We start from the raw sequence: 24,984 nt of genomic DNA, 5'->3' as shown, positions 1-24,984 counted from the left end.
GCCCCGACCGCATCGCGGTCGGGGCCTTCCCTCTTGGCTACAGGCGCTCAGCGCTTGTCGTTCGACGGGGCGACCGTCACCTCGACGCGCTGGAACTCCTTCAGCTCCGAGTAGCCGGTCGTCGCCATCGCCCGGCGCAGCGCGCCGAAGAAGTTCATCGAACCGTCCGGCGTGTGCGAGGGACCGAGCAGGACCTCCTCGGTCGTGCCGACCACGCCCAGGTTCATGCGCTTGCCGCGCGGCACCTCGTCGTGCACGGCCTCCATGCCCCAGTGGTGGCCACGGCCGGGCGAGTCGGTGGCGCGGGCCAGCGGCGAACCGATCATCACCGAGTCCGCGCCGCACGCGATCGCCTTCGGCAGATCGCCGCTCCAGCCGACCCCGCCGTCCGCGATCACGTGCACATAGCGGCCACCGGACTCGTCCATGTAGTCCCGGCGGGCGGCGGCGACATCGGCCACCGCCGTGGCCATCGGCACCTGGATGCCCAGCACATTGCGGGTCGTGTGGGCGGCGCCGCCGCCGAACCCGACGAGCACCCCGGCCGCGCCGGTGCGCATGAGGTGCAGCGCGGCGGTGTACGTGGCACAGCCGCCCACGATGACCGGCACGTCCAGCTCGTAGATGAACTGCTTGAGATTCAGCGGCTCGGCGGCACCCGAGACATGCTCGGCCGAGACGGTGGTGCCCCGGATGACGAAGATGTCGACCCCGGCGTCCACGACGGCCTTGGAGAACTGCGCGGTGCGCTGCGGCGACAGGGCGGCGGCGGTGACCACGCCCGAGTCGCGCACCTCCTTCAGCCGCTGCCCGATCAGCTCTTCCTTGATCGGCTCGGCGTAGATCTCCTGGAGCCGACGGGTGGCGGTGCGCTCGTCCAGCTCGGCGATCTCGGCGAGCAGCGGCTCCGGGTCCTCGTACCGGGTCCACAGGCCTTCGAGGTTGAGCACCCCGAGACCACCCAGCTCACCGATGCGGATCGCGGTCTGCGGGGAGACCACCGAGTCCATCGGGGCGGCCAGGAACGGCAGCTCGAAGCGGTAGGCGTCGATCTGCCAGGCGATCGAGACCTCCTTCGGGTCCCGGGTACGACGACTCGGCACGACGGCGATGTCGTCGAACGCGTACGCCCTGCGGCCGCGCTTGCCGCGCCCGATCTCGATCTCAGTCACGTGGGGTGCCTTTCGCTGGCTTGTTCTGCCGTACCAGTATCGCCATCCCCCGCGCGGAGCCCGTCGCGCGGGGGTCGCGCGGGTCAGGGGGTGTCTTGCCGATCATGCCGGGCTCCCGACGCCTGGCACGGCACCTCGCGGCCCCGCGCTCGTCGCACGCAGCGCCGCTGCGCTCTCCTCACGCGGGTTGCGATGCACCGCACCAGACGCCGCTCGCTGATCCGGCCTGATCAACAAGACACCCCCTAACGGCCAGAGTAATTCGGCGCCTCGGAGACCATCTGGACGTCATGCGGGTGGCTCTCCTTGAGGCCCGCGGAGGTGATCCGCACGAAGCGGCCCTTCTCCTTCAGCTCCGTCACGGAGGCCGAGCCGACATACCCCATGGAGGCGCGCAGGCCCCCGACCAGCTGGTGGGCGACCGAGGCCAGCGGGCCACGGTAGGGCACCTGGCCCTCGATGCCCTCGGGGACGAGCTTGTCCTCGGAGAGCACGTTGTCCTGGAAGTAGCGGTCCTTGGAGAACGAGCGGGCCTGGCCGCGGGTCTGCATCGCGCCCAGCGAGCCCATGCCCCGGTAGGACTTGAACTGCTTGCCGTTGATGAAGACCATCTCGCCCGGCGACTCCTCGCACCCGGCCAGCAGGCTGCCCAGCATCACCGTGTCCGCACCGGCGGCGATCGCCTTGGCGATGTCACCGGAGAACTGCAGGCCGCCGTCGCCGATCAGCGGCACACCGGCCGCCTGGCAGGCGCGGGCCGCCTCGTAGATCGCGGTCACCTGGGGGACGCCGATGCCCGCGACCACCCGGGTGGTGCAGATGGAGCCCGGGCCGACGCCGACCTTCACCCCGTCCACACCCGCGTCGATGAGCGCCTGGGCGCCGTCACGGGTGGCGACGTTGCCGCCGACGACGTCGACCGGGACGTTGGACTTGACCTTGGCGATCATGTCGAGGATGCCCCGGCTGTGGCCGTGGGCGCTGTCGACCACCAGGAAGTCGGCCCCGGCCTCGACCAGCGCCTGCGCCCGGTCGAACGCCTCGTCGCCGACGCCGACGGCAGCTCCCACGACCAGCCGGCCCTCGCCGTCCTTCGCCGCGTTCGGGTACTTCTCGGCCTTCACGAAGTCCTTGACCGTGATCAGGCCCTTGAGCACGCCCGCGTCGTCGACCAGCGGCAGCTTCTCGATCTTGTGGCGGCGCAGCAGCTGCATCGCGTCGTCACCGGAGATCCCGACCTTGCCGGTGACCAGCGGCATCGGGGTCATGACCTCGCGGACCTGACGGCCCCGGTCCACCTCGAAGGCCATGTCCCGGTTGGTGACGATGCCCAGCAGCTTGCCCGCGGCGTCGGTGACCGGGACGCCGCTGATGCGGAACTTCGCGCACAGCGCGTCCGCCTCGTGCAGCGTGGCATCCGGCCGGACCGTGATCGGGTCGGTGACCATGCCGGACTCGGAGCGCTTCACCAGGTCGACCTGGTTCGCCTGGTCCTCGATGGACAGATTGCGGTGCAGCACGCCCGCGCCGCCCTGGCGGGCCATCGCGATGGCCATCCGGGCCTCGGTGACCTTGTCCATGGCGGCCGACAGCAGGGGGATGTTCACCCGCACGTTCCGCGAGACCCTGGACGAGGTGTCGACCGCGTTCGGCAGCACCTCGGAGGCGCCCGGCAGCAGCAGCACGTCGTCGTACGTCAGCCCGAGCATCGCGAACTTCTCAGGCACTCCGTCGACGTTGTCAGTCATGACACCCTTCCAAATGGTCTTGCCCCAGCGCGGACTCCCATGCTAACGGCCATCCCCGGTGTCACATTCCGCCCTGTGGACAACCGACGAATACCGCTGGTGACGCCGCCTGGAGCGACCGGTCGCGCTACTGTTCGGCCAGTGCGCGCAGCCGACTGAGCGCCCGGTGCTGGGCGACCCGCACCGCTCCCGGCGACATGCCCAGCATCTGCCCGGTCTCCTCCGCCGTAAGCCCGACCGCGACCCGCAGCAGCACCAGCTCGCGCTGATTCTCCGGAAGGTTCGCGAGCAGCTTCTTGGCCCACTCCGCGTCGCTGCTCAGCAGCGCCCGCTCCTCGGGCCCCAGCGAATCGTCCGGCTGCTCCGGCATCTCGTCCGAGGGCACCGCCGTGGAACCGGGGTGCCGCATGGCCGCCCGCTGCAGATCGGCGACCTTGTGGGAGGCGATGGCCACCACGAACGCCTCGAAGGGCTTGCCGGTGTCGCGGTAGCGCGGCAGCGCGCACAGCACCGCGAGGCAGACCTCCTGCGCCAGGTCGTCCACGAAATGACGAGCGTCACCCGGCAGTCGGGACAGCCGGGTGCGGCAGTAGCGCAGGGCCAGCGGATGCACATGGGCCAGCAGGTCGTGAGTGGCCTGCTCATCCCCCTCGACCGCGCGCCCGACGAGGGCGCCGATAGCCCCTGGCGCCCCTGGGCTACCCCCCTTGGGGGGCCCTGGACTCTCGTCGTCGCGCATCCGTCCATGGTGCCTTGGGCCCGGCGGCTCCGTGGCATCGCGTCCATAGTTGTGAGCTGAAGCGTTATGAGTAGGTGCGCCGGTAGTCGTCACGTCCTGCGCTCTCCCCTCACGCCCGACCGACTCGTCCCCGAGGAACTCCACACCTTCAAGGATGCGGCATCGCGCGCGGAACCGGTACAAGCCGCCGCCACAGTCGCTGCCACGGCCGCCGCCGCGCACGCTTTCGCCCCGTCCGCCACCCGGCGGACGGGGACCGTAGCGCCCCCGCTGCGCAGCATGTGATGTTCGGATCGCCGATACGGACCCGGCCCGCTTAGCGGACCAGGCCCCAGCGGAATCCGAGGGCCACCGCATGGGCCCGGTCGGACGCGCCGAGCTTCTTGAACAGCCGCCGGGCGTGGGTCTTGACCGTGTCCTCGGAGAGGAACAGCTCACGGCCGATCTCCGCGTTGGACCGGCCGTGGCTCATGCCCTCCAGCACCTGGATCTCGCGCGCGGTGAGCGTGGGCGCGGCGCCCATCTCGGCGGAGCGCAGCCGGCGCGGGGCCAGCCGCCAGGTCGGGTCGGCGAGGGCCTGCGTCACGGTCGCGCGCAGCTCGGCGCGCGAGGCGTCCTTGTGCAGATAACCGCGGGCCCCGGCGGCCACGGCCAGCGCGACCCCGTCGAGGTCCTCGGCGACCGTGAGCATGATGATCCGGGCGCCGGGGTCGGCGGAGAGCAGCCGCCGCACGGTCTCGACTCCGCCGAGGCCGGGCATGCGCACGTCCATCAGAATCAGATCCGAGCGGTCGGCGCCCCACCGGCGGAGGACTTCCTCGCCGTTGGCCGCCGTCGTGACCCGCTCGACGCCGGGCACCGTCGCCACCGCGCGGCGCAGCGCTTCTCGGGCGAGCGGGGAGTCGTCGCAGACGAGGACGGATGTCATGGCCGCCCTCCGCAGCTGATGCGCGTCACCTTGAGCCTCCAGGCTGGTACATATCGTCACCTGAGCGATTGACAGCCCCGGATATGTGTCCGAGAGCTTTACCCATCAACCGCCTCCGCACTCTCAACGACGGTCACCCGAAAGAGTTACGGGGTTCGGCGGCCACCTTCGACACTCTACGTGAGCCCTCGGACACGGAGGCGCTTCCCCGCGCAGGTCGCGCCCTGTCACGCCTCCCCCAAAGGTCATCCCCTTCGGTGGCATTTGGCGACCTTGCTTCCAATTTGCCGGTCTGTGTGGCTAGATTCGCAATGAGTCATATTTACATCTACTTACACAGTAGGTGTACGACCCGGGACACAGCGTCCGCAGCCGATCGCTTCGAGGAGACAAGGCAATGGCAGATTTCTCCCGTCTTCCCGGTCCGAACGCCGATCTGTGGGACTGGCAGCTCCTGGCCGCGTGCCGTGGTGTCGACAGCTCGCTCTTCTTCCACCCGGAAGGGGAGCGCGGTGCCGCCCGCAGCGCGCGCGAGATGTCGGCGAAAGAGGTGTGCATGCGCTGCCCGGTACGGGCGCAGTGCGCGGCGCACGCCCTGGCCGTACGGGAGCCGTACGGGGTGTGGGGCGGGCTGACCGAGGACGAGCGCGAGGAACTGATGGGGCGGGCCCGTCATCGCACGGTCGCCTCCTCGGGAGCCCCGGGGTCCTGACCGGGCTTCCCGCTCCGCACCTCACTGCAGAAACGTTCCGCCATATTCATAACCGCCGACCTGCCCCGACGATCGGCGGGCTTTCGCGCGTCAGCGCCGCGTAGACACGCGTCAGCGCCGCGCCGCCAGCTCCAGCCGGTCCAGGGTCGCCGCCACCGCCGGTACCCGCGCCAGATCCGGCAGCGTCAGCGCCACCACCTCGCGCAGCACCGCGGGCTTGACCCGCAGGGTCGCCGTCCCCTTGGCCCGTACGGACTCCAGCGCCAGCTCCGGCAGCACCGCGACCCCGAGCCCGGCGCCCACCAGCCCGACCACCGCCGGGTAGTCGTCCGTCGCGAAGTCGATGCGCGGGGTGAAGCCCTCGGCCTCGCACACCTCGACCAGATGACGACGGCACCGAGGGCAGCCCGCGATCCACGGCTCCTCGGCCAGCTCCCCGACCCCCACCGTCCCGGCCCCGGCCAGCCGGTGATCCCGCGGGACCATGACCACCAGCCGGTCCCGCAGCAGCGGCCGCACCACCAGGTCGTCCCACCCGGCCGCCGGGTCCGCGTCCGGCGCGGCCTGCGGATACCGGAAGGCGAGCGCGATCTCGCAGTCGCCCCCGCGCAGCATCTCCACCGAACGCGGCGGCTCGGCCTCCACCAGGGAGACCCGGGTCCCCGGGTGGGCGGCGCGCATCCCGGCGAGCGCGGTCGGCACCAGCGTCGAACTGCCGCTGGGGAACGACACCAGCCGCACCCGCCCGGCCCGCAGCCCGGCGAGCGCCGCGACCTCCTCCTCCGCCGCGGTCAGCCCGGCCAGGATGCCCGCCGCGTGCCGCACCAGCGCCTCGCCCGCCTCGGTCAGCCGCATCTCCCGCCCGGTACGGACCAGCAGCGGCGTCCCCGTGGACTGCTCCAGGGCCTTCATCTGCTGGCTGACGGCGGGCTGGGTGCAGCCCAGCTCGCGGGCGGCGGCGGAGAAGGAGCCGGTGGTGGCCACCGCGCGCAGCACCCTCAGATGACGAGCCTCGATCATGCCCCCGAGCATAAGGGGCACTTGGGTGCGGACCGGAATATCGCGCCAGGGCTTTGACGGCGCCCCGGCCGGGGCGGGCCGCCCGGGGGCCCGGTGCCCGGGCGCGGAGTGATCTCCCTGCCGATAACGTGCGCGTATGACGACTGCATTGATTACCGGGACCACCGCGGGCATCGGCTCCGCCTTCGCGAGCCGACTCGCGGCGGACGGGCACAACCTGGTGCTGGTGTCCCGTGACGAGAAGCGGCTGCGGGACCAGGCCGCCGACCTCCACGACCGGCACGGGGTCGAGGCGGAGGTGCTGCGCGCCGACCTGTCCGAGGACGCCGGTATCGCCGCGGTCGAGGAGCGCTTGGGGGACCGTACGCATCCGGTCGATCTGCTCGTCAACAACGCCGGGTTCGGCAACAACGGCCGCTACCTGGAAGCGCCGCTCACCGATGAGCTGCGGATGCTGAAGCTGCACTGCGAGGCGGTACTGCGGCTGACCAGCGCCGCCGCCAAGACGATGCGGGCGCGGGGGCGCGGCGGGGTGATCAACGTCGCCTCGGTGGCGGCCTTCTTCCCGCGCGGGACGTACGGGGCGAGCAAGGCGTGGGTCGTGCAGTTCACGCAGGGCGCGGCGAAGGACCTGGCGCGGTCGGGGGTGCGGCTGATGGCGCTGTGCCCGGGACTGGTGCGGACGGAGTTCCACTCCCGGGCCGGGATCAAGCCGGAGAAGGTGCCGGACTGGATGTGGCTGGACGCGGACCGGCTGGTCGCGGCGGCCCTGAAGGACTTCGCGCGGGGGAAGACGCTGTCGATTCCGGACCCGCGGTACAAGGCGATGACGGGGCTGGCGAAGCTGGTGCCGAGGGCGGCGGTGGCGGGCGTCTCCTCGAAGGTGGGCCGGACCCCGGTCAAGGGATGACGGATCCCGGTCAGGGGATGAACGTCCGGGCGAGCGGCCCGCCGCCCGGACGACGCGAGCGCGCCGGGCGCGCCACCGCGCGGAACCGCCGGGCACGAGCGCGCAGGTCCGGGGCGCGACCCCGCGAAGTGCCGGGGCACCCGACCGCGAAACCGCCGGGCACGAACACGCGAGACGGCGGAGCGCGCCGCCGCCGGGCGCGCGAGGCCGGGGCGCGCTACCCGGGGCGCATCACCACGAGGCGCGCCACCGCGCGAAAGCTGCGGACCGCGCCACCGCGCGAGACCGGGAGCCCACTACCGCGCGACGCCGTGGGCCCCACTACCGCGCGAAGGCGCGGCCACCCCACACGGGGTGGCCGCGCCTTCGCGTGCGCTGAGCGCTAGCCGCGGGTCGCGTCAGTGCGCGTGGCCGTGGCCGTGGCCACCGGCCTCGGCCTCTTCCTCGGCGGGCTTCTCGACCACCAGGGTCTCGGTGGTGAGCAGCAGCGAGGCGATGGAGGCGGCGTTCTCCAGCGCGGAGCGGGTGACCTTGACCGGGTCGATGACGCCGGCCTTCACCAGGTCGCCGTACTCCTCGGTCGCGGCGTTGTAGCCGTGGCCCTTCTCCAGCTCGGAGACCTTCGAGGTGATGACGTAGCCCTCGAGGCCCGCGTTCTCGGCGATCCAGCGCAGCGGCTCGACGACGGCGCGGCGGACGACGGCGACACCGGTGGCCTCGTCGCCCTCCTTGCCCAGGCTGCCTTCCAGCACCTTGGCGGCGTGGACCAGAGCGGAGCCACCACCGGAGACGATGCCCTCCTCGACCGCGGCGCGGGTCGCGGAGATGGCGTCCTCCAGACGGTGCTTCTTCTCCTTCAGCTCGACCTCGGTGGCCGCGCCGACGCGGATCACGCACACGCCACCGGCCAGCTTCGCGAGGCGCTCCTGCAGCTTCTCGCGGTCCCAGTCGGAGTCCGTGGACTCGATCTCGGCCTTGATCTGGTTGATGCGACCGGCCACGTCGTCGCTGTTGCCGCCGCCGTCGACGATGGTGGTGTCGTCCTTGGTGACGGTCACGCGGCGGGCGGTGCCCAGCACGTCCAGACCGGCCTGGTCGAGCTTGAGGCCGACCTCCTCGGCGATGACGGTGGCGCCGGTGAGGGTCGCGATGTCGCCGAGCATGGCCTTGCGGCGGTCACCGAAGCCGGGGGCCTTCACGGCGACGGCGTTGAAGGTGCCGCGGATCTTGTTGACGACGAGGGTGGAGAGGGCCTCGCCCTCGACGTCCTCGGCGATGATCAGCAGCGGCTTGCTGGCGCCGGCCTGGATGACCTTCTCCAGCAGCGGCAGCAGGTCCTGGATGGAGCCGATCTTGCCCTGGTGGATCAGGATGTACGGGTCGTCGAGGACGGCCTCCATACGCTCCTGGTCGGTCACCATGTACGGCGAGAGGTAGCCCTTGTCGAAGGACATGCCCTCGGTGAAGTCCAGCTCCAGGCCGAAGGTGTTGGACTCCTCGACGGTGATGACACCGTCCTTGCCGACCTTGTCCATCGCCTCGGCGATCAGCTCGCCGACCTGCTTGTCCTGGGCGGACAGACCGGCGACGGCGGCGATGTCGGACTTGGAGTCGATCGGGCTGGCGGTGGCCAGCAGGTCCTCGGAGATGGCCTTGACGGCGGCGTCGATGCCCTTCTTCAGGGCGGCCGGGGAGGCACCGGCGGCCACATTGCGCAGGCCCTCGCGGACCAGCGCCTGGGCCAGCACGGTGGCGGTGGTGGTGCCGTCACCCGCGATGTCGTTGGTCTTGGTCGCCACCTCCTTGACGAGCTGGGCGCCAAGGTTCTCGTACGGGTCCTCGACCTCGACCTCGCGGGCGATCGTGACACCGTCGTTGGTGATGGTCGGAGCACCGAACTTCTTGTCGATGACGACGTTGCGGCCGCGGGGGCCGATCGTCACCTTGACGGTGTCCGCAAGCTTGTTGACGCCGCGCTCAAGGGCGCGACGGGCGTCCTCGTCGAACTTCAGGATCTTCGCCATGGTTGCGTATGTCCTCTCATTGCGATCCTCGGCCGCCGTACGGAGGCAGCCGCCGTCGCGTCAAAAAAACGAACCGCGCCCCGACCCCGGGTATCTGTGACACGGGCACCGGGGCGCGGCTCATAGGCAAACTTCGGTGATTACTTCTCGACGATCGCGAGGACGTCGCGAGCCGAGAGGACGAGGTACTCCTCGCCGCTGTACTTCACCTCGGTGCCGCCGTACTTGCTGTAGAGCACGACGTCGCCGACGGAGACGTCGAGCGGAAGCCGCTTGCCGTCCTCGAAACGGCCCGGGCCGACGGCCAGGACGACGCCCTCCTGGGGCTTCTCCTTGGCGGTGTCCGGGATGACCAGGCCGGAGGCCGTGGTCTGCTCGGCCTCGACGGCCTGGACCACGATGCGGTCCTCAAGCGGCTTGATGGCAACCTTGGAGCTGGCGGTCGTCACGATCCGACCTCCCCCTTCGGAGATCTCACGGGGTTAACTGTCTGAGGTGGCGACCAGGTGGATCCGTCGTCGCGGGTGCCGGACCTGCCCGTCGCTGTGTTTGGCACTCAGCGGTGCCGAGTGCCAGCCCTGACATTATGACGCGGTTAGCACTCCGTCAACCAGAGTGCCAAGCGCGGTGGCGGCGGACCGCCCGGGCGGCCCCCTGGACGCCCGCTCTCAGACGTAGTCCTCCAGCCGCGCCACGGTGAACCCCTGCGCCTGGATCTCCCGCAGCAGCGCGGTGATCATGTCGGTCATGGTGTGCCCGCCGAGCTGCTCAGGGCCGCGGAAGTGCGCGAGGACGATGTCCCCCGGCTGGAGCCCTTCGCCGGACCGGTAGACCAGCCCCTGGGCCTCCATCTCGGCGCGCCACAGCACCACGGGACCCAGCCCGCAGTCCGCCGCCGCGCGCAGGGTGGTCTCGTCGTACTCCCCATACGGCGGGCGGAAGAGGCGCGGCAGGACGCCGAGCCGGTGTCTGAGCTTCTCCTGCTGGCCGCAGATCTCCGCGACCTGGGTGCCGTAGTCCTGACCGGCCAGGCTGGGGTGGGTGAGGGTGTGGTTGCCGACGCCGCCGCCGAGCCGGTGCAGCTCGCCGAAGTAGTCGTAGCGGCCGTCGACGGCCTCGTCCGTCAGGAACTCGGTGAACGGCACCCTCAGGTCCCGTACTTGGTCGATGAAGCGCGGGTCCTTCTCCAGTCCGTCGTCGATCGTCAGGAAAACCACCCGATCGGTGGTCGCCACCCGGCGGATGACCGGCGGCAGCCCCGGCGGCTGCTCCTCGTCCGGCACCAGGGGCGGTTTGACGGCGGGCGGGCGCGGCGGCGGGTCCAGCGGCCGGTCGAGCCCCCAGCGGTGGTACGCGCCCGGGGCGATCCCCGGCGCCGGGCGCGGCGAGGCCGGGACCGAGCCGGGCGGCGGCGGTGACGGCGGAGGCGGCGCGTCGTCGGCGGCGGGGTGCGAGGGCGCGCGCACCGGAGCGGACGCGCCCTGGAGCGCGGCCTCGGGGGGCGCGGACACGGCGGGCGACCCGGCTGCGGAGCGCGGAGCGGCCGCGCCCGACGGCTGCCGCGAACCGGCCATCTCCTCACCCGCCCCGGCCGGTGGCGCGGGAGCGGCGAGAGGGCCGCAGCCGACGAGCAGGGCCGCCGTGGCGGCGAGAACCAGACACCTGGACAGACCAGCGTTGATCATCATCACAAAAGCGATCTTCATCTCTTCAGTGCACGAATGCCCCACACGCGCGTGCGGATGCGCTCCCCGGAGCGGGGAGAATGGGCCATGTGGACGTTGACGCCTTCGACTCACTGCTCGGCGACGAGGGGCAGGCGCTGCTCTCCGCGCTCCGGGACTACGACCCGGCGCGGGAGCTGGCCACCGCGACCCGGCTGCGCCGCGACCATCCGGCCGCCCTGGTCTCGGCGGCCCTGACCCAGGCGCAGCTGCGGCAGCGGGCGGTCGCCAAGTTCGGGGCCGAGGACGCCCACCGCATGTACTTCACGCCCGACGGCGTCGAGCAGGCGACCCGTACCTCCGTCGCCGACCACCGGGCCGACCGGCTGGCCGGATTCGGCGTGCGCGACGTGGCCGATCTGTGCTGCGGCATCGGCGGCGACGCGATCGCGATGGCGCGGGCCGGGCTCGCCGTGCTGGCCGTCGACCGCGATCCGCTGACCTGTGCGGTCGCCCGCGCCAACGCCGACGCGCTGGGCCTGTCGCGGCTGATCGAGGTGCGCTGCGCCGATGTCACCGAGGTCGACACCTCGTCATATGACGCGGTGTTCGTGGACCCCGCCCGGCGCGGCGGCCGGGGCCGGGTGTTCGACCCCGAGGCGTACTCCCCGCCGCTGTCCTGGGCCATCGAGGCCGCCCGTACGACTCCGCGCGCCGCCCTCAAGATCGCGCCCGGGGTGCCGCACGAGGCGGTGCCGGAGGACGCGGAGGCCGAGTGGATCTCGGACCAGGGGAACGTGAAGGAGGCCGTGCTGTGGTTCGGCACCGCGCGCCCCGGCATGCGCCGCGCCACGCTGCTGCCCTCCGGCCACTCCCTGCTCGGCTCCCAGCTCCCGGACCCCGAGCCGGGCCCGGTCGGCCGCTGGCTGTACGAACCGGACGGCGCCGTCATCCGCGCCCACCTGGTGGCGGACGTCGCGGCCCGGATCGGCGGCCGTCTCATCGACCCGACGATCGCCTACATCACCACGGACGAGCTGCGCCCGACGCCGTACGCCACCGCGTACGAGATCACCGATGTGCTGCCGTTCAACCTGAAGAAGCTCAGGGCGCTGCTGCGGGAGCGCGGGGTCGGCGTCGCGACGATCAAGAAGCGCGGCTCGGCCGTCGAGCCGGAGCAGCTGCGCAAGAAGCTGCGGCTGGAGGGCGGCAACGCCTGCACGATCCTCCTCACCCGCTCGGCGGGCGCCCCCACGATGCTCCTGGGGCACCCGGCGCCGTAGCGCTTCAGCTCTTCTCCTCCGCGTGGAGTTCGAACCAGACGCCCTTCGCGTACACCCCCGACGGATCCGCATCCGCCGTCCCCCAGGCGTCGGCGAGGGCGGCGACCAGGCCGAGCCCGCGCCCGTGGAGGCGGTCGCCCTCGGGGAGGCGCGCGGCGGTGGGGAGTTGGGCGGAGGCGTCGTAGACGAGGACGCGGTAGCGGGGCGGCTCGATCACCACACGCAGGGTCAGGGAGTCGCCCTCGGCGTGCAGAAAGGCGTTGGTGGCCAGCTCGGAGGTGCACAGCGTCGCCACGTCGACCAGGTCCTCCTGCCCCACGGCGCCCAGCACGACGGCGACGAAGTCCCGGCAGACCTTGGCGGAGGTGGCGTGCCGGTTGTTCTGGAGCGTGTAGACGTACGGGTCCTGGGAGGGAGCGGGCGGGCGACGTGGTGGCCGGTCGTCGGACTCGTAGTCGGACTCCATGGGTCAACTCCCTGCGAACGGGCCTATATCGCGCGTACCGTTACAGCGATCAACGCGCAGTAGCGGCGACGCCACCCAAGGTAGGGCAGCGGTGCAAACAACTACTACGGTCCCGTTGAATTTCGCCGACAATTACTCCTTGAGGGTTACGGAGGGCCATGCCACCCAGAAGCGTCCCGACCGCGCGTCAAGTCCGGCTCGGAACAGAACTGAGGAGGATGCGCGAGGGCGCCGGGCTCAGCATCCAGGAGGCCGCCGACCGGCTGGGCATCAACCGCACCCACATCACCAACCTGGAGCTGGCCCGCTTCGGCGTGAGCGAGGAGCGGGTGCGGACCCTCGCCGCGATCTACACCTGCCCCGACCACGGTTACGTCGACGCGCTCGTCTCCATGACCCGCGAGCGTAAGGGCGGTTGGTGGGAGGAGTACCGGGGCCATATCGCCACCGGCGGTCTCGACCTCGCCGAGTTGGAGTACTACGCGACCAGCCTGCGCGTGGTCGAGCTGATGTTTCTGCCGGGCCTGCTGCAGACCGAGGAATACGCGCGGGCCGTGCTCGACGAGGCGGTTCCTGCCTGGTCACCGCCCGAGCTGAGGCGCAGGCTGTCCCATCGCATGAAGCGCCGGGACATCCTCGACCGGGACGATCCTCCGCCGTGCACCTTCATCATCCACGAGGCCTGTCTGCGCCTGCGGTTCGGCGGACCGCAGCTCATGCGCCGACAGCTGGACAGCCTGCTGGAGGCCTCGACACGGGAGAATGTCACCGTGCGGGTCATTCCCTTCGAGGCGGGCGGGTTCCCGGTCTCCGGCGTATCGATGACCTACGCCTCGGGCCCGGTGCCACAGCTGGACACGGTGCAGCTCGACGCCGCGCACGGCCCCATGTTCCTGGACGCCGAGACCCAGCTGACCAATCACCGGGCGGTGCTGGCCCGGACGATGAAAGTGACCCTCCCCCAGAAGGAGTCACGTGACATGATCCACGGCATGGCCCAATATCTCTGAAGGCAAGGAAATGTCTGAGATCAACTGGCAGAAGTCCTCCTACTCCACGCAAGGGGACGGCAACTCCTGCATAGAGCTGGCGACCATAGGCCCTGACGCCATAGCGCTCCGCGAAAGCGACGATCCCGGCACCGTGATGACCACCACCCCGGCGAAGCTGCGGCCCCTCCTCCACGCCATCAAGGCGGGCGAGTTCGACCACCTTGCGGGGTAGCCCCTCCGTACCCGCTCCGGTCATGGCACGATCATCCCGCTGAGGGGCCGGACCGGAGGGTGGCAGGGATGGAACATGAGTGACGAGAAGCGGCTGGTATCGGATCAGGAGCTGTCCGATCTCCTTCAGGATCTGGAGGAGATGCTGCGTTACCTGGAGGAGACGGTCGCAGGTCTCGACCAGTTGGCGAAGACCCTCGGCAACGACTTCAAAGGCCCCGCGGCGACCGCGCACAAGAAGCTCCAGCGGGACGCCTACCGGGACGCGGTGCGCGTCCGGCAGATGCTGCTGCACGTCGAGGACGCGACGAAGCGGCGCGGCGAGAGCCTGGGCGAGCGGTATCTGGAGCTGCTGCACCGCTTCCAGTCGCTCCAGCGGTCGTCCGACGCCTCCGACTGATCAGCCCTCAGCGTCGTCGGGGCTGAGTTCGCGGTTGACGAGACGGTAGTAGCCGATCGCCTTGACCAGGCCCAGACCGCCCGCCACCGCGAAGACGACGGCGATCCCCATCGCCACCCCGAACGTCTCCGCGCCGAGGTCCGACATGGCCGTGGACGCCCCCAGCACCAGCCCGAGGCAGCACAGCACCAGCGACGGCAGCAGCCACAGCAGCGCGCTGCCCGACACCCGCCAGTGCGGCAGCGTCTGCGGATCGCGCCCCAGCTCCGCCCAGTCCCGCAGCCGCGCGCCGACGAACACGTCCCGCCGGATCCCCGAGACCAGGCCCAGGCTGGACGGGACGGTGGCGCCCAGCGCCAGCCCGAGGAAGATCACGCCGAGGATGTGCTCGACGATCTGCCCGGTCACCAGGAACTGGAACCCCGACACCGCCAGCGTCCACCCCAGCGCGAACACCAGCGTCAGCAACCACAGCAGCAACGCCCGGTGCGGCGCCATGTACCACCGCGCCAGCGTCCCCATGGCCCGCGCCCGGTCGGCCAGCAATCCGGCCCGGTCGGGCCACGGCCGCAGATCCGGGGCGGGCGGGGGCGGGGGCAACGCGTCGGGCGGGGTCATGGAAGGCAGTCTCTCAGCTCCGGCGGAGCCGTGAACTTCATTCCTCCCCGGCTGGCAGGAACCGCGCTCCCGCCACCACGATCCCGCCGAGGGTCACGCCCTCCAGTACTTCGCCACCGCCTGCGCGTACGCCACCCGGTGGTCGATCCCGCCGCCCCGGACCCGGAACCGGCCGCGCGCGGACTCGGTCATGGCCGCCCGGCCGAAGCGCACGCCCCGCCGCTTCCACGCCGTCCGCAGCGGAGCGTCGAGGGAGTCCGCGGGCATGTCGGACAGCGCCAGGACGACGAAGTACACCAGGACGAGCGGCAGCAGCACCAGGCACAGCAGCAGCGACGGCACCGTCCCCTCCCGCCCGTGCAGCACCGTCCCGTCGGGCAGGTGGATCTCGTTGAGGGGCCGCCACTGCTTCTTGCGCGGCGGCAGGCGCAGTTCGGCCAGCGGCTCGTGGTCGGGGGTGAGCACGGCGAGGCGCCGCTCGCCGTTCCGTACGACCACGGCGAGCGGCGCGGCCCCGGCGGGGTCGGCGGCGAGGGTGAAGCGCGGCTCGCACCCCTCGGGAAGGGGGAAGCCGTCGGGGACGCCACGGCGCACATGGAGGGGCGCGGAGCCCCGGGGGCGCAGTTCGTAGCGCTGGGAGTCGGAGGCGCGGGTGAAGGTGAGCGTCATTGGCGGGTGTCCCGTGTCGTGTCCCGGCTGGTCGCGCTACCCGACCGACTCGAAGCGCCACCGGTGGACGGCCCGGCGCACCAGGTCCGGGCCCGGCTCGGGGAGTTCGGGGAGGGCCGGGGTGTCGTACGTGCCATCCCACCACGTGATCACGAGGACCCGGTCCTCGGGGGCGCGGAAGGTCTCGCGGCGCAGCGGTGCCGGGTCGAGGGGCTGGTCGGCGGTCCAGGCGAGCAGGTCCTCGCCCCGCCCCTCGACCGCGCGGGCTTCCCACATCAGGGCGACGGTCATCTGATCTCCTCCATGGATACTCGGTTCTTCAGGACTCCGTTGGGAGGCCACTCACGTGAAGCGGGCGTATCGGTACCGCTTCTATCCGACCGATGCGCAGGCGGCTGAGCTGTCGCACCTTCGGATGCGTTCGTAAGGTCTACAACATGGCGCTCGCCGCTCGTACCGAGGCATGGACACTGCGGCAGGAACACGTGAACTACAACGCCACCTCGGCGATGCTGACCGCGTGGAAGAAGACCGAGGAACTGGCCTTCCTCAACGACGTGTCCTGTGTGCCACTCCAGCAGTGCCTGAGGCACTTGCAGGGCGCGTTCACCAACTTCTTCGCCAAGCGGGCCCGGTACCCGCGCTTCAAGTCGAAGAAGAAGTCCGGGAAGTCCGCCGAGTACACCTCCAGCGCCTTCCGCTTCCAGGCGGGGAAGCTGACGCTGGCGAAGATGGCCCAACCGCTGGAGGTCGTATGGTCGCGGCCGCTTCCTGAGGGTGCGAGACCGTCCACGGTCACGGTCACGGTCACGGTCAGCCAGGATGGTGCGGGGCGCTGGTTTGTGTCCCTGCTGGTCGAGGACCCGTCCGTAAAGCCCCTGCCGGCTACGAGTGCGGCCATCGGCGTGGACGTCGGGCTTGATCACCTGCTGACCTTCTCCACCGGAGAGAAGATCGCCAACCCCCGGCACGAGCACAAGGACCGTGCCCGCCTGGCGAAAGCCCAGCGGAAACTGTCCCGCAAGGCCAGGGGAAATGGCACCAACCGGGCCAAGACCCGGCGCAAGGTTGCCCGCATCCACGCCCGCATCCGGGACCGGCGGCGTGACTACCTGCACCAGGTGACGACTCGGCTCGTTCGTGAAAACCAAACGATCGTGATCGAGGACCTGACCGTTCGGAACATGCTGAAGAACGGCACGCTCGCCCGCGCCATCTCCGATGCCGCGTGGTCTCAGTTCCGGAGCCTGCTGGAATACAAGGCCCAGTGGTACGGCCGTGAGGTGATCGTGGTCGACCGCTGGTTCCCCTCCTCCAAGCTGTGCTCGAACTGCGGTGCCTTGCGGGAGAAGCTGCCGCTGAACGTGCGCACCTGGACGTGCGACAACTGTGGTGTCACCCATGACCGCGATGTGAACGCGGGGAAGAATCTTCTGGCCGCCGGGCTGGCGGTGTCGGCCTGTGGAGCCGGCGTAAGACCTCAACGGAGTATTCCGGGCGGGCAGTCGGCGACGAAGCAGGAAGCCCTACAGCGCGAGCCGTAGGAATCCCCCTCATTCACGAAGGGGAGGAAGTCAAGCGTAGAGGTTCTTCCGGCTCAGCTCGTGGACGTGGTCGTGGTGGTGCGCGGGCGCCGGGACGTGGGGGTCCGTCACCGGGAGGGAGGAGTCGGCCGACAGGTCCCAGGCCGAGGCGGACCGGCCGCGCGCGACCATCTCCGCGCCGAGGGCGGCGACCATCGCGCCGTTGTCCGTGCACAGCTTGGGGCGCGGCACGCGCAGCGTGATGCCCGCGTCCTCGCAGCGGCGCTCGGCCATGGCCCGCAGCCGGGAGTTGGCGGCGACGCCGCCGCCGATCATCAGGTGGTCGACGCCCTCGTCCTTGCAGGCGCGGACGGCCTTACGGGTCAGCACGTCGGCCACCGCCTCCTGGAAGGAGGCGGAGACGTCGGCGACCGGGACCTCCTCGCCCGCCGACCGCTTGGCCTCGATCCAGCGGGCGACCGCCGTCTTGAGGCCGGAGAAGGAGAAGTCGTACGCGGCGTCGCGCGGCCCGGTCAGCCCGCGCGGGAAGGCGATCGCGTCGGGATCGCCGTCGCGGGCGATGCGGTCGATGACGGGGCCGCCGGGGAAGCCGAGGTTCAGCACCCGGGCGATCTTGTCGAACGCCTCGCCCGCCGCGTCGTCGATGGTCGAGCCCAGCGGCCGTACGTCCGTGGTGATGTCGGGCGCGAGCAGCAGCGACGAGTGGCCGCCGCTGACCAGCAGCGCCATGGTCGGCTCGGGCAGCGCGCCGTGTTCGAGCTGGTCGACGCAGATGTGGGAGGCGAGGTGGTTGACGCCGTACAGCGGCTTGCCGAGGGCGTACGCGTACGCCTTGGCGGCCGAGACGCCGACGAGCAGGGCGCCCGCGAGGCCGGGACCGGCGGTGACGGCGATGCCGTCGAGGTCGGAGGCGGCGATTCCGGCGTCCTTCAGGGCGCGCTGGATGGTCGGGACCATCGCCTCCAGGTGGGCGCGGCTGGCGACCTCGGGGACGACGCCGCCGAAGCGGGCGTGTTCGTCGACGCTGGAGGCGATCGCGTCCGCGAGCAGGGTGTGGCCTCGGACGATCCCGACGCCGGTCTCGTCGCAGGAGGTCTCGATGCCGAGGACGAGCGGTTCGTCAGCCATGGGTCTTCGTTCCTTGTACGGATGTTCCTGGATCGGATGAGGGGGTGGCGACGGTGGTCGCCGGGCCGGTCAGCCGCATGACCAGGGCGTCGACGTTGCCGGGCTGGTAGTAGCCCTTGCGGATGCCGATGGGCTCGAAGCCGAAGCGCTCGTAGAGGCGCTGGGCGCGGGCGTTGTCGACGCGCACTTCGAGGAGCACCTCACGGCATTCGAAGGCGGTGGCGGCGTTCAGCAGATCGGTGAGGAGGCGGGCGCCGAGGCCGGTGCCCCAGTGGTCGCGGGCGGTGGCGATGGTCTGGACGTCGCCGGTGCGGTCGAAGACGGCCAGCCCGGCGTAGCCGACTATGCGGCCATCGGTCTCGGCGACCGTGTAGTGGCGGGTGGCGGCGCCGCCGCGGGCGTGCGCCAGCTCGGACCAGAACATCCCCTGCGACCAGGCGTCCTCGGGGAACAGGTCCTCTTCGAGCGTCAGCACCCGGTCGATGTCCCACCAGCGCATCTCGCGCAGCGCGACGCCTTCGTGAGCCGTGTCCGTCACTGGGGGGTGACCACCTTGTAGTTGGCGGGCACCTTGGCGTCGGGGCGGCGCAGATAGAGCGGCCGGTCGGGCAGCAGTTCCTCGCCGCGCGCCAGCTTCTCGGCGGCGAGCGAGGCCAGCGCGCCCGCCGACTGGTGCTCGGGCATGCCGCCGGGGACGTGCGCGAAGGCGTCCGGGTAGAGCAGCGCGCCCGCGCCGACGGCCGGGAGCCCGGCGAGCCCGGAGCGCTCGGCGAGGTCGGCGGGGTGGTCGACGGCGGGCTCGGTGACCCGGGTGCGCGGGTCGTCGTACCGCGCCCAGTACACCTCCTTGCGGCGGGCGTCGGTGGCCACCACGAAGGGGCCGGTGAGCCCGGCCGCCCCGGCGGCGTACGCGATCCCGTCCAGCGTGCACAGCCCGTGCACGGGCACGTCCAGCGCGGCCCCGAAGGTGGCCGCCGTGACCAGCCCGACCCGCAGCCCGGTGTACGGGCCCGGGCCGACGCCGACGACGATGTCGGTCACGGCCGCCAGCTTCACGCCCGCCGTCTCCAGGGTCCGGTGGACGGCGGGCAGCAGCAGTTCGCCGTGGCGCCGGGCGTCGACCTCGGCGGTCTCGGCGAGGACTTCGGCGCCGTCGTGGAGAGCGACGGTGACGGCGGGGGTGGCGGTATCAAGCGCGAGCAACAGCACGAGGACTAGCCTACGGCGCTCCGGGAGGCGGTCGCGGTGGACCGGTTGCCGTCGTCCACCGGTGCTACCGTCGGAGGAAGTGCGTACGGGCGGTAAGCACGTACTGACCACAGGAGAGGGTGGCCACCGTGCCAAGGAGCAGCACCGGGCCCGCCGTGGCCGTTCTGACCGCCGCCGCGCTGGGCGTCGTCGGCTTCCTCGGCTTCCAGGCCAAGGCCACCGCCCCCGACCACCGCACCCAGGAGCGCGGCAGCTCGCACGCGAACGACTCCAAGGGCAAGACGAAGGACAAGGCCGAGGAGCAGTCCACCGCGCTGCCCACGGGCTCCGGCACGGGCGTGCGCGTCGTCTACTCCCTGGGCAAGAGCCGGGTGTGGCTGGTCGGCGCCGACGGCAAGGCCTCCCGCACCTTCGCGGTGGGCGCCAGCTCGGCGAGCCCCGCCCCGGGTTCGTACCAGGTCACCTCCCGCAACCCGAGCGGTGTCGGCTCGGACGGGGTCCAGGTGGAGAACATCGTGGTGTTTCACCAGGACGAGGGAGTGACGTTCGGTTTCAGTGCGGCCATGGACGGGGGCATGCCCGACCCGCAGGCCAAGAAGAAGACGGGTGCGGTGCGGGAGTCCCGGGCGGACGGCGCCGCGCTGTGGGAGTTCGCGCAGCCGGGCACGAAGGTCGTCGTGCTCGCGTGATCGCTGCTCGCCTGATCGCTTAAAAGCCTCCGTGGGCTACGCCGCGTCGCGCTCCGGCTCGTCCGTGGCGCGCCGGTGCGCCTCCGTCTCGGCGGGGACCTCGGCCGGTGGTGGCGTGGAGACGGCGTTCGCCGCCGCACAAGCCGCCAGCAGATCCCTCATCGACGGTGTCCGGCCATCGCGCCGGGGGTCGTCCAGGGCTGTGGGCTCTTGGGCCGACATGGATGCCTCCTGAGGGTCCTGGGGGGCAGGAGGTTAGGTACGCCTAACCGCGCTTCCCCTACCATGTGACCACGCCCGATGCCCAGAGCGCAACATCATGCCGACGGCCTGTCGGAAACGTTTCCCGAATCTCCTCGAAGGCCTATCCCGCCAGCGACGCCAGGTCCTCGTCCGCCCAGCGCGGCCCCACGCCGGTCACGGCGACACCCCGGACGTCGCTCTCCACGGCGTCCGCCCCGACCGTCCGCTCGATGACCACGTGCAGCCGGTCCTCGGACAGCTCCTCGACCTTGCCCTCGCCCCACTCCACCGCGATCACCGAATCCGGCAGCGAGACGTCCAGGTCCAGGTCCTCCATCTCGTCCAGGCCGCCGCCCAGCCGGTAGGCGTCGACGTGGACCAGCGGCGGGCCGTCGGACAGAGAGGGGTGGACGCGGGCGATCACGAAGGTCGGGGAGGTGACCGCGCCCCGTACGCCCAGGCCCTCGCCCAGGCCCCGGGTCAGCGTGGTCTTGCCCGCGCCCAGCTCCCCGGTGAGGAGCACCAGGTCGCCGGGGCGCAGCAGTTTGGCGAGCCGGCGGCCCAGGTCCCGCATCTGCTCGGGCGAGGTGACGGTCATGCGCGTGCCTACGTCCATACCGGCGATGGTACGGGCCCCGGGAACGCGGCCCGTGCCGCCTCAGCCCCTGGCCGAACGGCGGCTCGCGCCGTCCCCCGGGACGCCCCCGGCGCCGCCCACCACCTGGGTCAGCAGCTCGGCCAGATGACCGTTGACCACCTCGGGGTGCTCCAGGATCACCAGATGGCCGCCGTCCTCGACGACGACCAGCTCCGCGCCGGGCAGCAGCTCCGCGATGGCCTCGCTGTGTTCCATCGGCGTGATCAGGTCCTTGTCCCCGGCCAGCACCAGCACCGGCACCCCGTCGAAGGACGGCAGCGCCTCCGCCTTGTCGTGGGCGATGAACGCCGGGTAGAACTCGGCGACCACATCGATCGGCGTCGCCTCGATCAGCCGCTCCGCGAACCGGGCCACCCCCGGGTCCACGTCCTTCGTCCCGAACGAATAGCGCTTGATCAGCCCCGCGAAGAGGTCCGCGGTCGCCCGGCGGCCCCGCTCCACCAGCTCCACCTGCCAGCCGAGCGCCTTGAGCAGCCCCGGCAGCACCCGCCGCACCGCGTTCATCCCGACCACCGGGAGGCCGAAGCTGACCTCGCCGAGCCGCCCCGCCGAGGTGCCGACGAAGGCCGCGCCGATCACCCGGTCCCGGATCAGCTCGGGGTACTGGGCGGCCAGCGCCATCATCGTCATACCGCCCATGGAGTGGCCGACCAGCACCAGCGGCCCCTCGGGCGCGGCCGCGTCGATCACGGCCTTCAGATCGCGGCCGAGCTGGTCGATGTCGACCGGGGTGCCCTTCGTCTGGGAGCAGCCGCGCTGGGAGCGGCCGTGGCAGCGCTGGTCCCAGTAGACGGTGCGCACCACATCGCGCAGCGCGGCCCGCTGGAAGTGCCAGGAGTCCTGGGCGAGGCAGTAGCCGTGGCTGAAGACCACGGTCACGGGAGCTACGGGCGCCCGGCGCGCGAACCGGCGCTTGCGGCGCGGCGGCGCGACCGGTTCACGTATCTCCTCGACCTCGTAGTACAGCTCCGTGCCGTCATCCGCGACCGCCCGGCCGGGGGTGCCGCGCAAGGTGCCGTACGGGCCCTCCGCGTCCAGCGCGAGGCGCGCCTTGCGCCGTACGCCGCGGCCGACCGTCAGCCGCTCCAGGGCGACGCCCATGGCCGCGCCCGCCGCGACCACGCCGATCGCCGCTCCCGCGAACCCGGCGCCCCGGCGCCAGCCCACGGCCGTGGCCCCCGCCGCGACCTTCGCCGCCGTATCCACCGTGCTGTCCTCGCCCATGGTCAGATCCCTGTGCCCCCGAGGTCACCTACATAAACGCGGGGAACCCGGGCGCTGATCCGGGTGACGATCTCATACGCGATCGACCCCACGGCCCGCGCCCAGTCCTCCGCGGTCGGCTCCCCGCGGTCGCCGGGGCCGAACAGCACCGCCTCGTCCCCCGGCTCCGCGCTGTCGCCGCCGAGGTCGACCACGAACTGATCCATGGCCACGGTGCCCGCGATGGTCCGCCACTTCCCCGCGACCAGCACCGGCCCTGTGCCCGAGGCGTGCCGCGGAATCCCGTCACCGTAGCCGAGCGGCACCAGCGCGAGGGTGGTCTCCCCCGGGGTGACGTAGCGGTGCCCGTACGAGACGCCATGGCCGCCCGGCACCCGCTTCACCGCGGCGAGCGAAGCCTTCAGCGTCATCACCGGGCGCAGCCCGAAGTCGGCGGGCACGCCCAGCTCCGGGCTCGGCGAGATCCCGTACAGGGCGATTCCGGTCCGTACCAGGTCGAAATGCGACTCGGGGAGGGTCAGGGTCGCCGGGGAGTTCGCCAGATGGCGCACCTCCGGGCGCAGCCCCGCCCGCTCCGCCTGGTCCAGCATCTCGCGGAAGACGGTCAGCTGGGCGGCGATCGACGGGTGGCCCGGCTCGTCCGCGCACGCGAAGTGCGACCACAGCCCGGTCACCCGGATCACGCCCTCCGCCTCCGCGGCCCGGGCCTCGGCGATCAGGTCGGGCCAGTCGGCGGGCGGGCAGCCGTTGCGGCCGAGCCCGGTGTCGGCCTTGAGCTGGACGCGCGCCACGCGCCCGCAGGCGCGCGCCGCCGCGACGGCCTCGCGCAGCGCCCACGCCCCGCTGGCCGACACGTCGATGTCCGCCTCGATCGCCTGCCGCCACGGCCCGCCGGGCGTCCACAGCCAGCACATCAGGCGGCCCTGGTCGCCCGCCGCGCGCAGTGCGAGGGCCTCCTCGGGCGTGGCCGTGCCCAGCCAGCCCGCGCCCGCCGCACGGGCGGCGCGCGCGCACGGGACCGCGCCGTGGCCGTAGCCGTCGGATTTGACCACGGCCATCAGCTCGGCGGTGGGCGCCGCTTCGCGCAGTGCCCTCACGTTGTCCCGCAAAGCGGTCAGATCGACCACGGCGCGGGCGCGCATCGGTGTCTCGTCCATCTCCGTCAGTGTCTCAGGGTCCGTGTCCCAAACCGATCCACGGACCGGAATGTGTGCTTCCAAGCCAGGAGTGCCCTCCGTTCGGGAGACTATGGCCATGAGGATCGCCTACAGCGTCGAGACCGTGCGGGCCGCTGAACAGGACCTGATGGCGCGGCTGCCCGAAGGAACACTCATGCGGCGCGCCGCGGCCGGGCTCGCCGCCGCCTGCGCCGACCTGCTGCACCGCGTCTACGGGGCCCGTGTCGCCCTGCTGACCGGCAGCGGCGACAACGGCGGCGACGCGCTCTACGCCGGTGCCCGGCTCGCCCGGCGCGGCGCCGGGGTCACCGCCGTGCTGCTCGCCCCCGACCGCGCCCACCCCGGGGCCTTGCGCGCCCTGCGCGCGGCGGGCGGCCGCGTGGTGGCCGCCGCCTCCGGCGAACGCGCTCTCGCCCAGGCCGATCTCGTCCTCGACGGCATCGTCGGGATCGGCGGCAAGGGCGGCCTGCGAGAGGAAGCCGAGCGGCTGCTCGCGCACGTCCGCTGCCCGATCGTCGCCGTCGACCTCCCCAGCGGCGTCGACGCCGACACGGGCGAGGTGCGGGGGGCCGCGGTGCGCGCCGACGCCACCGTCACCTTCGGTACGTACAAGCCGGGACTGCTCATCGACCCCGCCCACGAGCACGCGGGCGCCCTCCGCCTGGTCGACATCGGCCTCGCCCCGTACCTCCCGGCCGCCCCGGACGCGGAAGCCCTCCAGCACGACGACGTGGCCGCCCTCCTCCCCCGCCCCACCGCCGAGAGCGACAAGTACCGGCGCGGCGTCGTCGGCGTCGTCGCGGGCTCCGCCCGCTACCCGGGCGCCGCGGTCCTCGCCGTCGCGGGCGCCCTGCGGGGCGGCGCCGGTGCCGTACGGTACGTCGGCCCGGGCGCCGACACCGTCATCGCGCGCTTCCCCGAAACCCTCGTCCACACCGGTCCCCCGGCCAAGGCGGGCCGCGTCCAGTCCTGGGTCGTCGGCCCCGGCCTCGGCGACGGCGCCGCCGCCCGGCACTCCCTGGACGACGTCCTCGGCTCCGACATCCCCGTCCTCGTCGACGCCGACGGCCTCCACCTCCTCCCCTCCGGCGGCCTCCACGGCCGCACCACCGCCACCGTCCTCACCCCGCACGCGGGCGAGGCGGCCGCGCTGCTCGGGGTGAGCCGCGTGGAGGTCGAGTCCGGGCGGCTGGCCGCCGTACGGGCGCTGGCCGACAAGTACGGCGCCACCGTGCTGCTCAAGGGCTCCACCACCCTGATCGCCTCCCCCGGCCACCCGGTGCGCGTCAACCCCACCGGCACCGGCTGGCTCGCCACCGCGGGCAGCGGCGACGTCCTCTCCGGCCTCACCGGCTCCCTCCTCGCCACCGGCCTGTCCGCCCGCGACGCCGCCTCGGTCGGCGCCTACCTCCACGGCCTGGCCGCCCGCCGCACCACGGCCCCCGCGGGCGCGCCGATCGCGGCGTACGACGTGGCGGCGGCGGTCCCGGACGCGTGGCGGGACGTGCTGGGGTGAGGGGTGGGTGGGTGCCGGG

General features: G+C 72.0%; 27 protein-coding genes and 1 pseudogene. 9 read left to right on the top strand and 19 right to left on the bottom strand.

Annotated elements, in window-relative coordinates:
• Positions 1–47: 47 nt before the first annotated feature.
• The 4 genes from ACFV9T_RS35375 to ACFV9T_RS35360 all read right to left on the bottom strand — a co-directional run bounded on the left by ACFV9T_RS35375 (position 48) and on the right by ACFV9T_RS35360 (position 4,587).
• Complete coding sequence (locus tag ACFV9T_RS35375) at positions 48–1,172, bottom strand: GuaB3 family IMP dehydrogenase-related protein (protein ID WP_063736842.1); 1,125 nt, start codon at positions 1,170–1,172, stop codon at positions 48–50.
• A 245-nt stretch (positions 1,173–1,417) separates the two neighbouring features.
• The gene (gene guaB, locus ACFV9T_RS35370; RefSeq protein WP_385446612.1) at positions 1,418–2,920 is read right to left on the bottom strand and encodes an IMP dehydrogenase; all 1,503 of its coding nucleotides are present in this window, start codon (positions 2,918–2,920) and stop codon (positions 1,418–1,420) included.
• A 127-nt stretch (positions 2,921–3,047) separates the two neighbouring features.
• Complete coding sequence (locus tag ACFV9T_RS35365) at positions 3,048–3,659, bottom strand: sigma-70 family RNA polymerase sigma factor (protein ID WP_009715794.1); 612 nt, start codon at positions 3,657–3,659, stop codon at positions 3,048–3,050.
• Positions 3,660–3,975: 316 nt separating this feature from the next.
• Entirely contained in the window at positions 3,976–4,587 is a 612-nt protein-coding gene (locus ACFV9T_RS35360; protein ID WP_003948568.1) for a response regulator transcription factor, read from the bottom strand.
• Between the two features lie 397 nt (positions 4,588–4,984).
• On the opposite strand from ACFV9T_RS35360, the gene ACFV9T_RS35355 reads away from it, so the two are divergent.
• Complete coding sequence (locus tag ACFV9T_RS35355; protein ID WP_055557379.1) at positions 4,985–5,299, top strand: WhiB family transcriptional regulator; 315 nt, start codon at positions 4,985–4,987, stop codon at positions 5,297–5,299.
• Between the two features lie 111 nt (positions 5,300–5,410).
• On the opposite strand, the gene ACFV9T_RS35350 is transcribed toward ACFV9T_RS35355, so the two are convergent.
• Positions 5,411–6,319 (bottom strand): LysR family transcriptional regulator, encoded by a 909-nt coding sequence (locus ACFV9T_RS35350; RefSeq protein ID WP_385446611.1) that lies wholly within the window; start codon positions 6,317–6,319, stop codon positions 5,411–5,413.
• Positions 6,320–6,455: 136 nt separating this feature from the next.
• Between ACFV9T_RS35350 and ACFV9T_RS35345 the strand changes: the two genes are divergently transcribed.
• A complete protein-coding gene (locus ACFV9T_RS35345) occupies positions 6,456–7,229 on the top strand; it encodes an SDR family NAD(P)-dependent oxidoreductase (RefSeq protein WP_385446610.1) in 774 nt (257 codons plus the stop codon).
• 398 nt (positions 7,230–7,627) lie between these two features.
• Here ACFV9T_RS35345 and groL read toward each other — a convergent pair whose 3' ends face one another.
• The 3 genes from groL to ACFV9T_RS35330 all read right to left on the bottom strand — a co-directional run bounded on the left by groL (position 7,628) and on the right by ACFV9T_RS35330 (position 10,959).
• Entirely contained in the window at positions 7,628–9,253 is a 1,626-nt protein-coding gene (gene groL / locus ACFV9T_RS35340; RefSeq protein WP_385446609.1) for a chaperonin GroEL, read from the bottom strand.
• A 140-nt stretch (positions 9,254–9,393) separates the two neighbouring features.
• Complete coding sequence (gene groES, locus ACFV9T_RS35335; protein WP_009715799.1) at positions 9,394–9,702, bottom strand: co-chaperone GroES; 309 nt, start codon at positions 9,700–9,702, stop codon at positions 9,394–9,396.
• 219 nt (positions 9,703–9,921) lie between these two features.
• The gene (locus ACFV9T_RS35330; RefSeq protein ID WP_385446608.1) at positions 9,922–10,959 is read right to left on the bottom strand and encodes a polysaccharide deacetylase family protein; all 1,038 of its coding nucleotides are present in this window, start codon (positions 10,957–10,959) and stop codon (positions 9,922–9,924) included.
• Positions 10,960–11,018: 59 nt separating this feature from the next.
• Between ACFV9T_RS35330 and ACFV9T_RS35325 the strand changes: the two genes are divergently transcribed.
• Positions 11,019–12,200, top strand: coding sequence for a methyltransferase domain-containing protein (locus ACFV9T_RS35325; protein WP_385446607.1), 1,182 nt, complete (start codon positions 11,019–11,021; stop codon positions 12,198–12,200).
• Between the two features lie 4 nt (positions 12,201–12,204).
• Here the strand turns inward: ACFV9T_RS35325 and ACFV9T_RS35320 are convergent, their stop codons facing one another.
• Positions 12,205–12,666: an ATP-binding protein gene (locus ACFV9T_RS35320; protein WP_385446606.1), complete on the bottom strand. Its 462-nt coding sequence runs from the start codon at positions 12,664–12,666 to the stop codon at positions 12,205–12,207.
• Positions 12,667–12,824: 158 nt separating this feature from the next.
• Here ACFV9T_RS35320 and ACFV9T_RS35315 point away from each other — a divergent pair, with 158 nt between their 5' ends.
• The 3 genes from ACFV9T_RS35315 to ACFV9T_RS35305 all read left to right on the top strand — a co-directional run bounded on the left by ACFV9T_RS35315 (position 12,825) and on the right by ACFV9T_RS35305 (position 14,289).
• Complete coding sequence (locus ACFV9T_RS35315; protein ID WP_385446605.1) at positions 12,825–13,676, top strand: Scr1 family TA system antitoxin-like transcriptional regulator; 852 nt, start codon at positions 12,825–12,827, stop codon at positions 13,674–13,676.
• Positions 13,677–13,686: 10 nt separating this feature from the next.
• The gene (locus tag ACFV9T_RS35310) at positions 13,687–13,890 is read left to right on the top strand and encodes a DUF397 domain-containing protein (RefSeq protein ID WP_385446604.1); all 204 of its coding nucleotides are present in this window, start codon (positions 13,687–13,689) and stop codon (positions 13,888–13,890) included.
• Positions 13,891–13,965: 75 nt separating this feature from the next.
• Positions 13,966–14,289 carry a hypothetical protein gene (locus ACFV9T_RS35305; protein WP_385446603.1) on the top strand — a complete coding sequence of 108 codons (324 nt, stop codon included), beginning with the start codon at positions 13,966–13,968 and terminating at the stop codon, positions 14,287–14,289.
• On the opposite strand, the gene ACFV9T_RS35300 is transcribed toward ACFV9T_RS35305, so the two are convergent.
• The 3 genes from ACFV9T_RS35300 to ACFV9T_RS35290 all read right to left on the bottom strand — a co-directional run bounded on the left by ACFV9T_RS35300 (position 14,290) and on the right by ACFV9T_RS35290 (position 15,867).
• Positions 14,290–14,907, bottom strand: a complete 618-nt coding sequence (locus ACFV9T_RS35300; protein ID WP_385446602.1) for a hypothetical protein — start codon at positions 14,905–14,907, stop codon at positions 14,290–14,292.
• Between the two features lie 93 nt (positions 14,908–15,000).
• Positions 15,001–15,576 carry a hypothetical protein gene (locus tag ACFV9T_RS35295; protein WP_385446601.1) on the bottom strand — a complete coding sequence of 192 codons (576 nt, stop codon included), beginning with the start codon at positions 15,574–15,576 and terminating at the stop codon, positions 15,001–15,003.
• 36 nt (positions 15,577–15,612) lie between these two features.
• The gene (locus ACFV9T_RS35290) at positions 15,613–15,867 is read right to left on the bottom strand and encodes a hypothetical protein (protein ID WP_385446600.1); all 255 of its coding nucleotides are present in this window, start codon (positions 15,865–15,867) and stop codon (positions 15,613–15,615) included.
• Positions 15,868–15,922: 55 nt separating this feature from the next.
• Between ACFV9T_RS35290 and ACFV9T_RS35285 the strand changes: the two are divergent.
• Positions 15,923–17,120 (top strand): annotated as a pseudogene (locus tag ACFV9T_RS35285) (RNA-guided endonuclease InsQ/TnpB family protein).
• Positions 17,121–17,150: 30 nt separating this feature from the next.
• On the opposite strand, the gene tsaD reads toward ACFV9T_RS35285, so the two are convergent.
• From tsaD to tsaB, 3 genes are read right to left on the bottom strand one after another with little or no spacing between them, the layout of a single operon-like run.
• Positions 17,151–18,248 carry a tRNA (adenosine(37)-N6)-threonylcarbamoyltransferase complex transferase subunit TsaD gene (gene tsaD, locus ACFV9T_RS35280; protein ID WP_385446599.1) on the bottom strand — a complete coding sequence of 366 codons (1,098 nt, stop codon included), beginning with the start codon at positions 18,246–18,248 and terminating at the stop codon, positions 17,151–17,153.
• Positions 18,241–18,747, bottom strand: coding sequence for a ribosomal protein S18-alanine N-acetyltransferase (rimI, locus tag ACFV9T_RS35275; RefSeq protein WP_385446615.1), 507 nt, complete (start codon positions 18,745–18,747; stop codon positions 18,241–18,243). Before rimI ends, tsaD begins: the two co-directional genes overlap by 8 nt.
• Before the next feature lie 35 nt (positions 18,748–18,782).
• Positions 18,783–19,457, bottom strand: a complete 675-nt coding sequence (tsaB, locus tag ACFV9T_RS35270; protein WP_385446598.1) for a tRNA (adenosine(37)-N6)-threonylcarbamoyltransferase complex dimerization subunit type 1 TsaB — start codon at positions 19,455–19,457, stop codon at positions 18,783–18,785.
• 128 nt (positions 19,458–19,585) lie between these two features.
• Here tsaB and ACFV9T_RS35265 point away from each other — a divergent pair, with 128 nt between their 5' ends.
• Positions 19,586–20,146 carry a hypothetical protein gene (locus tag ACFV9T_RS35265; RefSeq protein WP_385446597.1) on the top strand — a complete coding sequence of 187 codons (561 nt, stop codon included), beginning with the start codon at positions 19,586–19,588 and terminating at the stop codon, positions 20,144–20,146.
• Positions 20,147–20,182: 36 nt separating this feature from the next.
• Here the strand turns inward: ACFV9T_RS35265 and ACFV9T_RS35260 are convergent, their stop codons facing one another.
• From ACFV9T_RS35260 to alr, 4 genes are all read right to left on the bottom strand, one after another.
• On the bottom strand, positions 20,183–20,368 hold the full coding sequence (locus ACFV9T_RS35260) for a hypothetical protein (RefSeq protein WP_385446596.1): 186 nt from the start codon (positions 20,366–20,368) through the stop codon (positions 20,183–20,185).
• A 142-nt stretch (positions 20,369–20,510) separates the two neighbouring features.
• Positions 20,511–21,005, bottom strand: a complete 495-nt coding sequence (tsaE, locus tag ACFV9T_RS35255; protein ID WP_385446595.1) for a tRNA (adenosine(37)-N6)-threonylcarbamoyltransferase complex ATPase subunit type 1 TsaE — start codon at positions 21,003–21,005, stop codon at positions 20,511–20,513.
• Positions 21,006–21,047: 42 nt separating this feature from the next.
• Complete coding sequence (locus ACFV9T_RS35250; protein WP_385446594.1) at positions 21,048–22,271, bottom strand: alpha/beta fold hydrolase; 1,224 nt, start codon at positions 22,269–22,271, stop codon at positions 21,048–21,050.
• Positions 22,272–22,273: 2 nt separating this feature from the next.
• On the bottom strand, positions 22,274–23,428 hold the full coding sequence (gene alr, locus ACFV9T_RS35245; RefSeq protein WP_385446593.1) for an alanine racemase: 1,155 nt from the start codon (positions 23,426–23,428) through the stop codon (positions 22,274–22,276).
• Positions 23,429–23,525: 97 nt separating this feature from the next.
• On the opposite strand from alr, the gene ACFV9T_RS35240 reads away from it, so the two are divergent.
• Entirely contained in the window at positions 23,526–24,965 is a 1,440-nt protein-coding gene (locus tag ACFV9T_RS35240; protein WP_385446592.1) for an NAD(P)H-hydrate dehydratase, read from the top strand.
• Positions 24,966–24,984: the final 19 nt, after the last annotated feature.

Source organism: Streptomyces sp. NPDC059850 (genome assembly GCF_042731515.1).
Lineage (GTDB): Bacteria > Actinomycetota > Actinomycetes > Streptomycetales > Streptomycetaceae > Streptomyces.
This window is presented reverse-complemented; position numbering and strand designations above follow the sequence as displayed.

Excerpts from the sequence above, each read along its gene's own strand:
- guaB (WP_385446612.1), bottom strand. The coding sequence starts at position 2,920 with ATGACTGACAACGTCGACGGAGTGCCTGAGAAGTTCGCGATGCTCGGG.
- ACFV9T_RS35365 (WP_009715794.1), bottom strand. The coding sequence starts at position 3,659 with ATGCGCGACGACGAGAGTCCAGGGCCCCCCAAGGGGGGTAGCCCAGGG.
- ACFV9T_RS35360 (WP_003948568.1), bottom strand. The coding sequence starts at position 4,587 with ATGACATCCGTCCTCGTCTGCGACGACTCCCCGCTCGCCCGAGAAGCG.
- ACFV9T_RS35355 (WP_055557379.1), top strand. The coding sequence starts at position 4,985 with ATGGCAGATTTCTCCCGTCTTCCCGGTCCGAACGCCGATCTGTGGGAC.
- ACFV9T_RS35350 (WP_385446611.1), bottom strand. The coding sequence starts at position 6,319 with ATGATCGAGGCTCGTCATCTGAGGGTGCTGCGCGCGGTGGCCACCACC.
- ACFV9T_RS35345 (WP_385446610.1), top strand. The coding sequence starts at position 6,456 with ATGACGACTGCATTGATTACCGGGACCACCGCGGGCATCGGCTCCGCC.
- groL (WP_385446609.1), bottom strand. The coding sequence starts at position 9,253 with ATGGCGAAGATCCTGAAGTTCGACGAGGACGCCCGTCGCGCCCTTGAG.
- ACFV9T_RS35330 (WP_385446608.1), bottom strand. The coding sequence starts at position 10,959 with ATGAAGATCGCTTTTGTGATGATGATCAACGCTGGTCTGTCCAGGTGT.
- ACFV9T_RS35325 (WP_385446607.1), top strand. The coding sequence starts at position 11,019 with ATGGGCCATGTGGACGTTGACGCCTTCGACTCACTGCTCGGCGACGAG.
- ACFV9T_RS35320 (WP_385446606.1), bottom strand. The coding sequence starts at position 12,666 with ATGGAGTCCGACTACGAGTCCGACGACCGGCCACCACGTCGCCCGCCC.
- ACFV9T_RS35315 (WP_385446605.1), top strand. The coding sequence starts at position 12,825 with ATGCCACCCAGAAGCGTCCCGACCGCGCGTCAAGTCCGGCTCGGAACA.
- ACFV9T_RS35310 (WP_385446604.1), top strand. The coding sequence starts at position 13,687 with ATGTCTGAGATCAACTGGCAGAAGTCCTCCTACTCCACGCAAGGGGAC.
- ACFV9T_RS35305 (WP_385446603.1), top strand. The coding sequence starts at position 13,966 with ATGAGTGACGAGAAGCGGCTGGTATCGGATCAGGAGCTGTCCGATCTC.
- ACFV9T_RS35300 (WP_385446602.1), bottom strand. The coding sequence starts at position 14,907 with ATGACCCCGCCCGACGCGTTGCCCCCGCCCCCGCCCGCCCCGGATCTG.
- ACFV9T_RS35295 (WP_385446601.1), bottom strand. The coding sequence starts at position 15,576 with ATGACGCTCACCTTCACCCGCGCCTCCGACTCCCAGCGCTACGAACTG.
- ACFV9T_RS35290 (WP_385446600.1), bottom strand. The coding sequence starts at position 15,867 with ATGACCGTCGCCCTGATGTGGGAAGCCCGCGCGGTCGAGGGGCGGGGC.
- tsaD (WP_385446599.1), bottom strand. The coding sequence starts at position 18,248 with ATGGCTGACGAACCGCTCGTCCTCGGCATCGAGACCTCCTGCGACGAG.
- rimI (WP_385446615.1), bottom strand. The coding sequence starts at position 18,747 with ATGCGCTGGTGGGACATCGACCGGGTGCTGACGCTCGAAGAGGACCTG.
- ACFV9T_RS35260 (WP_385446596.1), bottom strand. The coding sequence starts at position 20,368 with ATGTCGGCCCAAGAGCCCACAGCCCTGGACGACCCCCGGCGCGATGGC.
- tsaE (WP_385446595.1), bottom strand. The coding sequence starts at position 21,005 with ATGGACGTAGGCACGCGCATGACCGTCACCTCGCCCGAGCAGATGCGG.
- ACFV9T_RS35250 (WP_385446594.1), bottom strand. The coding sequence starts at position 22,271 with ATGGGCGAGGACAGCACGGTGGATACGGCGGCGAAGGTCGCGGCGGGG.
- alr (WP_385446593.1), bottom strand. The coding sequence starts at position 23,428 with ATGGACGAGACACCGATGCGCGCCCGCGCCGTGGTCGATCTGACCGCT.
- ACFV9T_RS35240 (WP_385446592.1), top strand. The coding sequence starts at position 23,526 with ATGAGGATCGCCTACAGCGTCGAGACCGTGCGGGCCGCTGAACAGGAC.